The following is an 11,884-nucleotide window of genomic DNA, read 5'->3' as shown; positions in this document are numbered from 1 at the left end:
GGCTGCACGAGGGGGCGAGCATGGCGACCATGGAGATCAAGAACTTCGAGGCGCCGGAAGAGACGCGGCCGTTCACCGCCAACGGCAGGGCGGAGGTGGTGACCGTCGGCGGGCACCCCGTGCTGCGGGGCGTCTTCGAGCCGGGCTGGCGCTGGTCCGAGCACGTCAAGCCGATCGCGGGCACGGGGAGCTGCGAGGCGACCCACCTGCTCTACTGCGTCTCGGGTCGGATGGCCGTGCGCATGGCGGACGGCGCCGAGGCCGAGTTCGGCCCCGGCGACGTGGCCGCGATCGAGCCCGGTCACGATGCCTGGACTGTCGGCGACGAGCCGTGCGTCGCGATCGACTTCGGCGGCTACGCGCAGTACGCCAGGGCATAGGGCCCACCCCGGCGATGCCCGCCGCGAGCCCGGGACGGCGGCCGCCCGCCCGCCGCCGTCCCCGGTCGGCGCGCGGGACGGCGGTCTCGGTGATCCGACCACGGACCTGCGCGACACGGCTGACCGGCGGCCGGTTGCCGAGCGAGCTCTGGGGACGACGTCGGTTGTACCACCGCACCCAGCCTGAGAGGGCCCGGGTGCGGTGGGCGCTGGTCGGATCGGCGTAGCGGTAGGCCCACTCGCGCAGGGCGGTGCCGATGAAGGCCTCGGCCTTGCCGTTGGTGCGGGGCGTGTAGGGCAGGGTGCGCCGGCGCCCGATGTCGAGCGCCAGGCAGAGATGGCGCCAGGGGTGCGAGCGGTACGCGTGCCCATTGTCGGTGAGGACGCGCTCGATGCGGATCCCGTGCGCGGCCGCGAACCAGGCCACGGCGCGCTCGAGGAAGGCGCAGGAGTGCTCGGCCCCCGTACCGACTCGCCCGGCGCGCGTTCACGATCCGACCCGCGAGCTCGGCCGCCAGCCGGCGCGGCTGGTGGCGGGGCACCGGCCGGCGATCGACCAGGCCGGCCCAACCGCCCTCGTCATCGCGGGCGAGCAGGCGGTAGACGGTCGCCCGGTGAACCTCCTGGCTGCGTGCCGCCTCGGCGCGCCATCCCATCGAGCGCACCTTCGCGACGATCTCGCAGCGCGATTCCCAGGACGGGCGCTTTCGCCTGGGCCGCTCGGTTACGGTGAGCATCCGGGCCTCCTCTGGGCCGGGTGGAGTTCGCACCCCAACCCTGCCTCGGAGGCCCGGACCTTTGCGACCAGGTGTCGCGCAGGTGTGTGGTCAACGTTTAGGCGGCGGGCGGCATGCGGTCCGCGCCGGCGCCGCGGCCGATGCCGAGCGCGTGCATCGCCCGGTGGCCGACCACCGCGGCGATCACGAGCACCGCGACCGCGAACAGGCCGTGCAGGCCGCCGACCCAGCCCTCGTCGGACTCCGCGAAGGCGAGCTGGATCGTCCCGACGACCGGCAGCGCGAGCGCCAGGCCCACGAGCCCCCAGCGCTTCCAGAAGGCGCCGATGGCGGCGAGGAAGACGAGGATCTCCACCCCGTGCACCGCGCCGCCGAGCCCCTCGTGGATGTCGAGGGCGTCCTCGCCGGCGCCGAAGAAGTACGAGGCGATGAAGTAGACCTGCAGCACCACGCCGATCGCGACGAGGTTCGCCAGGACGAAGGTGATCCACTGGGAGGCTCGCGTCATGGCTCCACGATTCGACTGGAGCCCCCGGGGTCCTTCCGCACGTGGATCGCCGCGCCGAGCCGGTCGGCCACGCCCGGCAGGTGCGTGATCACGCCGATCAGGCGGCCGTCGCCGGCCAGCCGCTCCACCCCCGACAGCGCCTGCTCCAGCGAGTCGGCGTCCAGCGTGGAGAAGCCCTCGTCGAGGAACAGGCAGTCGAGCCGCCCGCCCGACTCTGCGGCGATGTCGGACAGGCCGAGGGCCAGCGCGAGGCTGGCGAGGAAGCGCTCGCCGCCCGACAGCGTCGACGCCGGGCGCGGCCGCTCGCCGCGGCGCATGTCGACGACGGCCAGCGCGTCCTTGTCGCGCCCCGAGAAGCGGTACGCGCCGGCGGTCAGCTCCTGCAGCCGGGCGGAGGCGCCCACCGCCAGGCGCTCGCCGAAGCGGTTGAGCAGATAGCGCGGGAAGCGGTCGGCGCGCAGGTCGTTCGCCACCTGCCGGTGCACGTCGGCCTCGGCGCGGGCCGCGGCCGCCTCGCCGGCCAGGCGGCGCGCCGAGGCGGCGGCCTCCTCCGCGCGCGCCAGCCCCGCGCGGGCGGCGTCGCGCTCGGCCGTCAGGCGGCGCACGGCGCCCTCCGCCTGCGCGGGGTCGCCGACGCCGAGCGGGGCGCCGGCGGCCAGCAGGTCGTCGCGCGCGGCGGCGGCGGCGTCGTCGGCGCGGGCCGCCGCCGCGTCGTGCCGCGCCGCCGCCTCCAGCGCCGCCCGGCGCAGCCGCACCGCGGCGTCGACGAGCGCAGCGGCGTCCAGGCCCGCCGCGGGCGGCTCCAGCGACCCGCGCGCCGCCACCCGCGCCGCCGTGGTGCGGAGGTCGGCCACCGGGCCCGCGCGCAGGCCGTCGGCCACCTCGCGGGCGCGGCCGGCCTCGGCCGCCGCCCGGGCCGCGTCGTCCGACGCCGCCTCGGCCGCCCGCTCGGCGGCGGCGATCTCCTCGAGCGCCGCGCCGAGCGCGGCCGCGGGGTCCTCGTGGGCCGCCCACGCGCCGAGCGACGCGCGCGCGCCGGCCAGCTCCCCGTCGTCGCGCGCCAGGGCGGCGCGCTCCGCGCCCAGGCGGGCGTCCTCCGACGCCACAGCGGTCTCCTCCGCGCGCAGCCCGCGCTCGGCCTCGGCGACCGCGGCGTCGAGCTGCGCGGCGCGGGCGGCCGCCTCGTCTGCGGCCCCGGCCGCCCCCTCGGCGGTGACGCCCGCCCGCTCGAGCGCGGCCGCGGCCTGCGCGCGCCGCTCCCGCCCGCCCTCGTCCTCGGCCGCCGCCGCGCGCAGGCGCTCCTCGGCGCGGGCGTGGTCGCGCGCGGCCGCCGCGGCCCGCTCGCGCGCCGCGGCCAGGGACCGGTCGGCGGCCGGCAGGTCGCCGGTGGCCACCGCCGTGGTGCCCACCGTGCCGCCGCACACCGGGCACGGGTCGCCCTCGGCCAGCTCGGCGCGCAGCGCGGCGGCGAGGTCCTGGCGGTGCAGGTGGCGCGCGTGGGCCTCGGCCTCCTCCCGCGCCGCCTCGGCCGCCGCGTGCGCCGCGGCGGCCGAGGCGAGCCGGGCCTCGGCGTCGGCGCGCGCGGCGGCCCGGCGCGCGGCCGCGGCCTCCTCGGCCCGCCACGCCTCGACGGCCGCCAGGCGCTCGCCGACCCGTGCCCGCTCGGCGCGCGCCGCGTCCAGCGCGCCGCGCAGCGCCGCGAGCGCCGCCCGGCGCTCCGCCAGGGCGCGCCCGGCGTCCTCCAGCGCGCCCCGCCGGGCCGGCAGCTCGCGCGCGAGGCGCGCGCCCCCGCCGCCCGCTCGCGCAGCGCCGCGATCTCGGCCGCGGCGCCGCCGTGGCGGGCCTGCAGCTCCGCGCGAGCCCGCGCCGCCGCCTCGCGGCGCGCCTCGGCGGCCGCGTGGCGCTCGCGCGCCTCGGCGACGGCGCCGTCGGCCGCGGCCAGCCGGGCCAGCAGCTGCCGGCCGGCGTCCTCGTCGGGCAGTTCCTGCGCCGCCGTCCGGGCGGAGCGGGCCCGGCCGCGCGCCGCCTCGGCGCGCTCGGCCTCGCGCCGCGCCGCCGCCGCCATCGGCACCAGGCGCCGCGCCGCGGCGGCCCGCGCCGCCGCCTCCCGCGCCTCGCGCGCCCGCGCGGCCCGCGCGCCCGGGCCGTGGGGGGGCAGGTGGGCCGCCTGGGCCTCGCACACCTCGGCGGCGCGCTCGGCGGCGGCGGCGTGCCCCTGCGCCGCCTGGCGCGCGCCGTCGAGCGAGGCGACGCCGAACAGCTCGCGCAGGATCGCGTCGCGCTCCGCCGGCCGGGCGCCGAGGAAGGCCGCGAAGCGGCCCTGGGCCAGCAGCACGGCGCTCGTGAAGGCCTCGAAGCTCATCCCCACGACGCCGGCGAGCCGGGCCGCGCAGGCCTCCTCGCCGCCGATCGTCTCGAGCGAGGCCCCGCCGTCGCCGTCGAGGCGCTCCAGCACGTGCGCCGGGTCGGGCGCCTCGGGGCCGTAGCGGCGCGTCATGCGCCAGACCTCGCCGCGCGCCGCGAAGGTGAGCCGCACCTCGCCGTGGGTGCGCCCCAGGGTGAGCAGGTCGCGCGCCGGGACCTTCTCGGGCGTGCGGCCGTAGAGCGCGAACGCGATCGCGTCGAGCAGCGAGGTCTTGCCCGCGCCGGTGTCGCCGCTGATCACGACCAGGTCGTGGCCGCGCAGGTCCACCGTGGCCCGGTCGTACGACCGGAACGCCGTCAGCTCCAGCTCGAGCGGCCGCACCCGTCAGCCCTCGTCGTCGGGCGAGCCGGCCCCCGCGATCGCGGCCGCGAAGGCGCTCGCGCGCGCCGCCGTCAGCTCCCGCCCCCCGCGCGCGACCCACTCCGCGTACAGGTCGGGCAGCGAGCGCGCCGGCCCGTCGCCGCCGTCGCCGCCGCCCTCGTCCCCGGCCGCCGCCGCGGCCTGCGGGTAGACGGCCTCCACGCGCAGCGCGCGCGGCACCGCGTCGCGCACCTGGCGCACCAGGTCCATGACCGGCCCCTCGAGCTCGACCTCGCACGCGAACCAAGCGCCGGCCGGGTGGGCCGACGCGAGCGCGCCCAGCCCGCCGAGCGGTCCGCGGATGCGCACGAGCGGGGCCGCCGCCGTCAGCGGCACCTCGCGGACGGTCGTGGTGTCGCCCGCCACCTCGGCGATGACGGCCGACTTGGGGTGGTTGTCCTCGCTGAAGTCGAGCGCCATGGGGCTGCCGCAGTAGCGGCCGGGCGCGGCCACGCCGGGCAGGGGCTGGGGGCGGTGCACGTGGCCGAGCGCGATGTAGTCGAGGTCCGCCGGCAGCGCGGCCGACGAGACGACGTACGAGATGCCCATCGTCAGCTCGCGCTCGCCGCCGCCGGCGAGGGCCCGCTCGATCATCAGGTGCCCCACGAGCACCGCCGCGCCGCCCGCCTCGCGCCGCCGCGCGGCGGCCTCGGCCGAGTAGCGCCGCACCAGCTCGCCCACGCCGTCGGCCCAGCGCACCCGGGCGTCGCGCGCCGCCGCGCCGCCGCCGAGCTGCATGCGCGCGGGGTCGGCCCACGGCAGCATCGCGGCGTGCAGCGGCCCCGCGTCGGTCGCGACCGTGGCCACCGCCTCGGCCGGCGGCCGCACCCTGCCCGAGACGTGGATGCGCCGGGCGGCGAGGTAGGGCGCCAGATGCGTCCACAGGTCGGGGTCGTCGTGGTTGCCGGTCACCGCCACCACCGGCGCGACCTCGGCCAGCCGCTCGAGCGCCCGCAGGCACGCGCCGAGCGCCGCCGAGTCGACCAGACGCCGGTCGAGCAGGTCGCCGGCCACGAGCACCGCGTCGACGCGCTCGGCGTCGGCCAGCGCGACCAGCTCGTCGAGCGCGGCCTCGGCCTCCGCGGCGCGGTCGGCGCCGTAGAGCCGCTTGCCGAGGTGCCAGTCGCCGGTGTGGAGGAGCCTCACCCGAACTCGCGCAGGGCGCGCTCGGCCACCTCGTCGCGCGCGGCCTCGCCCGAGGTGGTCGCCCAGGGTGGGAAGGGGATCTCGACCGCGATCGGCGCCGGGACGCTCGGCTGGCTCACGAGCACCCGCCCCTGCATCAGCAGGCGCGCCCGGGCCCGCTGGGCCGGCCCCAGCCAGCCGTACTCGCCGCGCTCGGCCTCGGCGGCGTCCAGGCGGCCCGCGATGCGGATGGCGGCGTTCTGGGTGATCTCCGGGGCCACGAGCGAGGCCTGCTGCTGCGCGCCCACCAGGATCACGCCCAGCGAGCGCCCGCGCTGGGCGATGTCGACCAGCGTCTCCTTGATCGGCGAGTCGCCGTCGCGCGGCGCGTACTTGTTGAGCTCGTCCAGCACGACGAACTCGATCGGGTCGCGCGTGCCGGCCTCCTTGGCGGCGAAGGTCTGGGCGAGCAGCGTGCCGACCACGAAGCGCTGGGCGAACTCGTGCAGCCGGGCGAGGTGCACCACCGCGACGGGCGGCTCGTCGGCGGCGGCGTCGCCGCGCGGGATGGGCGAGGCGTCCGAGCGCACCAGCCCGCGCAGGCGCGCGGCGGCGCTCTCGAGCCGGCGCACGAAGGCGCTCACCGTGCCCGGCGCCGCCCGCCCGGTCCACATGCCGAAGCCCTCCTCCGCGTCGAGCTCCTCCACGAGGAAGGCGACGAGCCCGTCGAGGTCGTGGAACGGGCCGGCCATCAGCTCGCCGGCGGCGCGCGGCTCGCGCCGGCGCGGCGGCCCCTCGGCGGGCCCGGACAGCAGCCCCACCGCGCCGGGGTGGCCGGCCACCGGCACGGCCCGCCGCAGCAGCTCGCCGCGCACCCGCTCCTCCACGAACGAGAGCTGGCTGCGCATGTCGGAGGCGTCGGCGAAGCAGAAGCGCAGCAGCCCCTCCAGCACGAAGGCGTGCGGCGTCCAGCCGAACACCTTCACCCCCTCGTGGCGCGACTCGGAGCTCGGCAGCGTGTGGTCGTCGCGGCGCGGCGGCGCCCAGAAGGCCACGTCGGGGAAGCCGCCGGGGTCGGCGAGGCCGAGGCGCGCCCACGCCGCGTCGAGGCCGTCGCGGGCGGCCCGCTCGGCGTAGCGGCGGTTGCGGTGGTCGAGGAACAGCAGGTCCTCGCCCTTCACGTTGAACAGCAGCACCCGCACGCGGCGGCGCATGTCGGGGTGGGCGAGCAGCAGGCGGATCAGCGCCAGGGCCGTGCTCGTCTTCGTGGCCACGCCGCTGATGCCCGAGATCGAGACGTGGCCGCCCTTCGTGCCGTCGAGGAAGTCCAGGTCGAGGTTGACCGGCTCGCCGTCGCGCCCCAGGCCCAGGGCCAGGCGCCGGTCCATGGTGTCCTCGTACAGCGCGTGCTCGCGCTCGGCGCCGCGCGCGCGGCGCACGGGCAGGCCGGGGTGGGGGGCGATCCACCGCTCGGGATCGACGCGCATCACCTGCACCTCGGCGGTGCGCACGAGCTCGCCCGGCATCTCGCCGGCGGCGATGACCATGGAGTCGGAGGGCATGGTGGCGCCCTCGTGCAGGGCGCGCGACTCGACCACCACCCCGTAGGTGACGACGTCGGCCTCGGGGTCGGGCGTCGTGACCGCCACCAGGTCGTCGACCTGCAGCGACTGGCCGGGCTCGAGGCCCACCTGGAAGGTCTGGCTGCTGGCCGCCTGGTGCCCCAGCACGACGCCCACCCGGGCGTCGCCCGGGCCGTTCGCGCTCATGCCGCCAGCGGGTCGGCCTCGGCCACCCCCACCCCGGCCGGCACGTCGTCGAGCCGCGCCCGCAGCGCCGCCCGGCGCACCGCGCGCAGGGCCAGGCGCCGCTCGCCCATGCGCCGGCGCAGGATCGCCTCGAGCGCCGCGATCGGCGACAGGTTCTGCGGCGCCCGCGCGTCGCGGTGGGGGCGCCCCGCGAAGCGGGGCAGCTCGCAGGCGGCGCGGTCGGCCAGCCGGACGGCCTCCGCGACGCCGGCCGAGCGCGCGACCTCGCCGCGCAGGATGCCGGCCCAGCCCGCGGTGCCCACGCCGGGCAGCCGCTGGTACCAGGAGAGCCGGTCGTCGCCGATCGCGAACAGCGGCGTGCGCTGCCCAACGCCGAGCGCCACCACGACGCGCGCCTGCTCGGGCGGCAGGTACATGCGGTGGTGGCTCTTGATCGCGCCCACCACGGGGCCGCCCGCGTCGCGGATGAACGAGAGGCGGCCGTCGAGCACCACGAGCCGGTCGGGTGCCGCGATCTCCTCGGCCACGGCCAGCTCGAGCTGCTGGCGCATCTCGCCGACCCGCCGCGCGATGCCCGCCGCCTCGCCCGGCGCGCCGCAGCGCGCCTCCCAGGCGAACCCGCCGCCGGGCGGCAGCTCCAGGCGCCGGTCGCCGACGGTCAGCACCAGCCGCCGCGAGCGCAGGCCGGCCACGCGGGCGGGGCCGGAGGGCCCGGCCAGCACGGCGCCGGCGGCGATCGCGAACGCGGCCGCGGGCAGCGGCGCCTCGGGGCGGCCGTCGGGCGTCACGGTGAGCCAGGCCTCGATCTGCTGGGCGCCGTCGATGAACGCCAGCTCGCCCGGGGTGCAGGGCGTGGGCACCACCGGCCGCCAGGGGCGGCCCTCCACCGCGACGTCGACCGGGGCGGTCTCGGCCTCGGCCGGGTCGATGCCCTGCCCGTACGAGGGGTCGGCGACGAGGACGTGCGGGCCGTGTCGGTCGGGCTCCATCGCACGGACTGTAGACCCGCGGCCGGACGCGCCACCGCCGCCCGGCACGCTATCTTCGCGCGTGGCCGGGCGCCCGCCCGGCCCATCCGGGGGCGACCGAGAGAGAGGCCGGACACGTGAACAAGCGCTACATCATCGGGGCGATCGCGGCGGTGGTCGTGATCGCGGCCGTGCTCGTGGCCGTGACCGTCGTCGGCGGGGACGACGACGGCTCGTCCGGCATCGAGGGCGTCGAGCAGGTGCAGACCACGCTCGAGGGCATCCCGCAGGACGGCAACACGCTCGGCGAGGCCGACGCGCCGGTGGAGATCATCGAGTACGGCGACATCTCCTGCCCGGCGTGCAAGCTCGCCAGCGAGACCACGATCATCGAGCTCATCGACGAGTTCGTGCGCGACGGCGACGCCAAGCTCACCTTCCGGCCGATCGCCTTCATCAACGCCTCCTCCGAGCGCGGCGCGCTCGGCGCGGAGGCCGCCGGCATGCAGGACGCGATGTGGTCGTTCGTCGAGGTGCTCTACGCCAACCAGGGCCCCGAGACGCAGGACTGGCTGAGCGACGCGATGATGGAGGACGTCGTCACCCAGCTCGGCCTCGACCTCGAGAAGTGGCGCGCCGACTACGCGGGCGAGGCGGTGGCGAGCCGCTTCTTCGACCGCTCCGAGGCCGCGTCGAAGGACAAGGTCGACGCGACGCCGACCTTCATCGTCCGCGGCCCGGGCGGCGAGCGGACGATCTCCGGCGCCGCCAACCTGTCCGAGTTCCAGGACGCCGTGGCGGCCGTCGGCCCCGGCGAGCGGTGATCGGGACGGTCGACACGACCTTCGCCGCGCTCGCGATCGTCGCCCAGATCGCGAGCGCGGTGGTCCTGATCGGGCTCGTCGCCGCGCTCGTGAGCCCGGGGGTGCGGGGCCGCCTGGTGGGCGCGTGGGACGCGCTGTCGCGGCAGGCGACCTGGGCGGCCTGGTTCGTGGCGGCGGTCGCGACGGGCGGCAGCATGTACTTCTCGGAGATCGCGGACTACGTGCCGTGCCCGCTCTGCTGGTACCAGCGCATCGCCATGTACCCGCTGGCGATCATCCTCCTGGTGGGCGCCCTGCTGCGCGACCGGCGCGCCGGGCTCTACGCGCTGGTCTTCCCGCTGGTGGGCGCCGGCATCTCGATCCACCACATCTACATCGAGGTCAACCCGGACGCGGAGAGCGCCACGTGCCGCGCCGGCGTCCCGTGCTCCACGCGCTGGATCGACGAGTTCGGCTACGTGACGATCCCGGTGATGGCGCTCAGCGCCTTCGTGCTGATCGCCCTGCTCAGCGTCGTCGCGCTGCTCGCCGGCCGGCGAGCCGGCTCGGATGCAGCCACGCCGGGATCGGACCCGGCAGGAACCGCTCGTCCATGAGCACGAGCCCCCCGATCGCCAGCCCGGCGCCGAGCAGCGAGCAGATCACGACGGCGGCGTCGAGCCCGGAGACCTCGAAGAAGCCGCGCCAGGCGGGCAGCTCCAGCACCACGAGGTAGAGCGCGAACAGCGCCGCGCACAGGCCGGCCACGGTCCAGCCGCGCACCCGGCTGGAGCTCTCGAGCACCACGATCAGGTAGAGGCCCACGGCCACCAGGACGGTGGTCGCCACCGTGCGGGCGCGCAGCTCGCCGGTCTCCACGAGGTTCAGCGCGAGCAGGAAGCTGGCGACCACGCCGAGCCCCATCGCGGTGCCGGCCGGTATCGCGAAGCGCGCCAGCTCGCGCAGGAAGGCGGTCGGTCGCCACGGCCCGGCGCTCGGCGCGAGCGCGAGCACGAAGGCGGGGATGCCGATCGTGATCGCGGACGCGAGCGTCAGGTGGCGCGGCAGGAAGGGGTAGCTCTCCGACGACAGGCCGACCGTCAGGACGAGGAACGCCGCCAGCATCGACTTCGTCACGAACAGCTTCGCCACCCGCTGCAGGTTGCGCATCACCTTGCGCCCCTCGCGGATCATGGGCGGCACCGACGCGAAGCCGTTGCGCACCAGCACCAGGTCGGCGATGCCGCGCGCCATCTGCGAGCCGCTGCCCTGCGCGATCGCCAGGCGCGCCGCCTTGAGGGCGGGCACGTCGTTGACGCCGTCGCCCACCATCACCACGTGCTTGCCCTCGGCGGCGAGCGCCTCCACGAAGCGCCGCTTGCCGTCGGGCGAGATGCGCCCGACCACGGTGCGCTCGCGCGCGAGCGCCCGCAGCTCGGCCTCGCCCTCGGGCAGCTCGCGTCCGTCGACCGGGTCGCCCTGCACCGGGATGCCCGCGTCGGCGGCGATGGCCGCCACGGTGGGCGGCGCGTCGCCCGAGATCACGCGCAGCTCGATGCCGTCGTCCAGCAGGAAGGCCACCGTCTCGCGCGCGTCCTGGCGCAGCTGCTCCGACAGGGTCACGATGCCGAGCGGCCGCAGGCCGGGCGGCGGCGGGGCCTCCTTGCCGGCGAGCACCAACGGCGCGTCGCCGCGCGCCAGCGCCAGCACGCGCCGGCCGGCCGCCGCCTCGGCGCGGGCGGTCGCGCCGAGCGCCCCGCCCAGGTCGAAGTGCTCCGGCGCGCCCATCACCACGGTGCGGCCGCCCAGCCGCACCCCGCTCCAGCGCCGCGCCGACGAGAACGGCACGCTCTCGGCCGCCGGCGGCTCGTCGGCCGGCGCGTAGGCGGCGATCGCGTCGAGCGTGCCGGTGCCGCCCGGCGAGGCGGCGGCGAACCGGCCCAGCACGTCGCGCAGCTCCTCCTCGGCGACGCCCTCGGCCGGGGTCACTCCCACCACGCGCAGCGACTCCTCGGTGAGGGTGCCCGTCTTGTCGAGGCAGATGACGTCGACCGAGGCCAGCGACTCGACCGCGTTGAGCTGCTGGGCGAGCGCGCCGCGGCGGGTCATGCGCAGCGTCGCCACCGCGAAGGTGAGGCCGGTCAGCAGCACGAGCCCCTCGGGGACGAGCGTGATCACGCCGGCCACCGCGGTGCCCACCGCCTCGCGGAAGGGCACGTCCTGCTCGATCAGCGACCATCCGAGCAGGGCGCCGAGCGGCACCATGGAGACGCCCAGCACGAGGATCAGGCGGTCGAGCGCGGTCTCGAGCGGCGAGCGGGGGTGGCGGAACTCGCGGGCCTCGCCCACGAGGCGCTCGGCGTAGGTGTCGGCGCCCACGGCCTCGGCGACGTACTCGCCGGAGCCCTCGACGGCGAACGAGCCGGCCCGCACGCCGTCGCCGGCGTCGCGCTGCACCGGCTCCGACTCGCCGGTCAGGATGGACTCGTCCACGCCCAGGCCGTCGGCGCGCAGCAGCCGCCCGTCGCCCACCACCTGGTCGCCGGCGCCGATGCGCACCAGGTCGCCCTCCAGGACCTCGTCGACGGGCACGGTGAGGGCCTGGCCGTCGCGCACCACGGTGGCCGTGGGCGCCACGAGCGCGGCCAGCCGGTCGAGGCTCACCTTCGCCCGCCACTCCTGCACGATCCCGATGCCGGCGTTGAGCACGAGGATCCCGAGGAAGAGGGCGTCCCGCCAGTCGCCGAAGATCAGCGTGATGACGCCCACGATCAGCAGCGTCACGTTGAAGACGGTCAGCAGGTTGGCG

10 protein-coding genes and 3 pseudogenes are annotated in these 11,884 nt (G+C 77.6%); 4 read left to right on the top strand and 9 right to left on the bottom strand.

Features of this window, described 5'->3' with window-relative positions; all coding sequences use genetic code 11:
• The first annotated feature begins 20 nt into the window (after positions 1 to 20).
• Positions 21 to 380 (top strand): cupin domain-containing protein, encoded by a 360-nt coding sequence (locus ITJ85_RS16055; RefSeq protein ID WP_217914116.1) that lies wholly within the window; start codon positions 21 to 23, stop codon positions 378 to 380.
• 136 nt (positions 381 to 516) lie between these two features.
• On the opposite strand, the pseudogene ITJ85_RS17725 reads toward ITJ85_RS16055, so the two are convergent.
• The 4 genes and pseudogenes from ITJ85_RS17725 to ITJ85_RS16040 form a co-directional block, all read right to left on the bottom strand.
• A pseudogene (locus ITJ85_RS17725) lies at positions 517 to 807 on the bottom strand (integrase core domain-containing protein); the annotation flags it as partial.
• Positions 808 to 907: 100 nt separating this feature from the next.
• Positions 908 to 1,117: pseudogene (locus ITJ85_RS17720) on the bottom strand (helix-turn-helix domain-containing protein); the annotation flags it as partial.
• Between the two features lie 97 nt (positions 1,118 to 1,214).
• Complete coding sequence (locus ITJ85_RS16045; protein ID WP_217914114.1) at positions 1,215 to 1,625, bottom strand: hypothetical protein; 411 nt, start codon at positions 1,623 to 1,625, stop codon at positions 1,215 to 1,217.
• Positions 1,622 to 3,034, bottom strand: coding sequence for an SbcC/MukB-like Walker B domain-containing protein (locus ITJ85_RS16040; protein WP_217914113.1), 1,413 nt, complete (start codon positions 3,032 to 3,034; stop codon positions 1,622 to 1,624). The genes ITJ85_RS16045 and ITJ85_RS16040 overlap by 4 nt, the downstream gene beginning before the upstream one ends.
• Before the next feature lie 72 nt (positions 3,035 to 3,106).
• Between ITJ85_RS16040 and ITJ85_RS16035 the strand changes: the two genes are divergently transcribed.
• Positions 3,107 to 4,111, top strand: a complete 1,005-nt coding sequence (locus tag ITJ85_RS16035; RefSeq protein ID WP_217914112.1) for a hypothetical protein — start codon at positions 3,107 to 3,109, stop codon at positions 4,109 to 4,111.
• 50 nt (positions 4,112 to 4,161) lie between these two features.
• On the opposite strand, the pseudogene ITJ85_RS17715 reads toward ITJ85_RS16035, so the two are convergent.
• The 4 genes and pseudogenes from ITJ85_RS17715 to ITJ85_RS16020 all read right to left on the bottom strand — a co-directional run.
• A pseudogene (locus ITJ85_RS17715) lies at positions 4,162 to 4,371 on the bottom strand (AAA family ATPase); the annotation flags it as partial.
• Between the two features lie 3 nt (positions 4,372 to 4,374).
• Positions 4,375 to 5,556 carry a metallophosphoesterase family protein gene (locus ITJ85_RS16030; RefSeq protein ID WP_217914111.1) on the bottom strand — a complete coding sequence of 394 codons (1,182 nt, stop codon included), beginning with the start codon at positions 5,554 to 5,556 and terminating at the stop codon, positions 4,375 to 4,377.
• Positions 5,553 to 7,304 carry an ATP-binding protein gene (locus tag ITJ85_RS16025; RefSeq protein ID WP_217914110.1) on the bottom strand — a complete coding sequence of 584 codons (1,752 nt, stop codon included), beginning with the start codon at positions 7,302 to 7,304 and terminating at the stop codon, positions 5,553 to 5,555. The genes ITJ85_RS16030 and ITJ85_RS16025 overlap by 4 nt, the downstream gene beginning before the upstream one ends.
• Complete coding sequence (locus tag ITJ85_RS16020) at positions 7,301 to 8,293, bottom strand: hypothetical protein (protein ID WP_217914109.1); 993 nt, start codon at positions 8,291 to 8,293, stop codon at positions 7,301 to 7,303. The genes ITJ85_RS16025 and ITJ85_RS16020 overlap by 4 nt, the downstream gene beginning before the upstream one ends.
• Positions 8,294 to 8,409: 116 nt before the next feature.
• Here ITJ85_RS16020 and ITJ85_RS16015 point away from each other — a divergent pair, with 116 nt between their 5' ends.
• On the top strand, positions 8,410 to 9,096 hold the full coding sequence (locus ITJ85_RS16015) for a DsbA family protein (RefSeq protein ID WP_217914108.1): 687 nt from the start codon (positions 8,410 to 8,412) through the stop codon (positions 9,094 to 9,096).
• Complete coding sequence (locus tag ITJ85_RS16010) at positions 9,093 to 9,692, top strand: disulfide bond formation protein B (RefSeq protein ID WP_217914107.1); 600 nt, start codon at positions 9,093 to 9,095, stop codon at positions 9,690 to 9,692. Before ITJ85_RS16015 ends, ITJ85_RS16010 begins: the two co-directional genes overlap by 4 nt.
• Here the strand turns inward: ITJ85_RS16010 and ITJ85_RS16005 are convergent.
• On the bottom strand, positions 9,604 to 11,859 hold the full coding sequence (locus ITJ85_RS16005; RefSeq protein ID WP_217914106.1) for an HAD-IC family P-type ATPase: 2,256 nt from the start codon (positions 11,857 to 11,859) through the stop codon (positions 9,604 to 9,606). The genes ITJ85_RS16010 and ITJ85_RS16005 overlap by 89 nt on opposite strands.
• Positions 11,860 to 11,884: the final 25 nt, after the last annotated feature.

The sequence above is a fragment of the Miltoncostaea marina genome, assembly GCF_018141525.1.
Lineage (GTDB): Bacteria > Actinomycetota > Thermoleophilia > Miltoncostaeales > Miltoncostaeaceae > Miltoncostaea > Miltoncostaea marina.
Note: the sequence above shows the minus strand (reverse complement) of the source record. Positions and strands in the feature narration are given on the sequence as shown.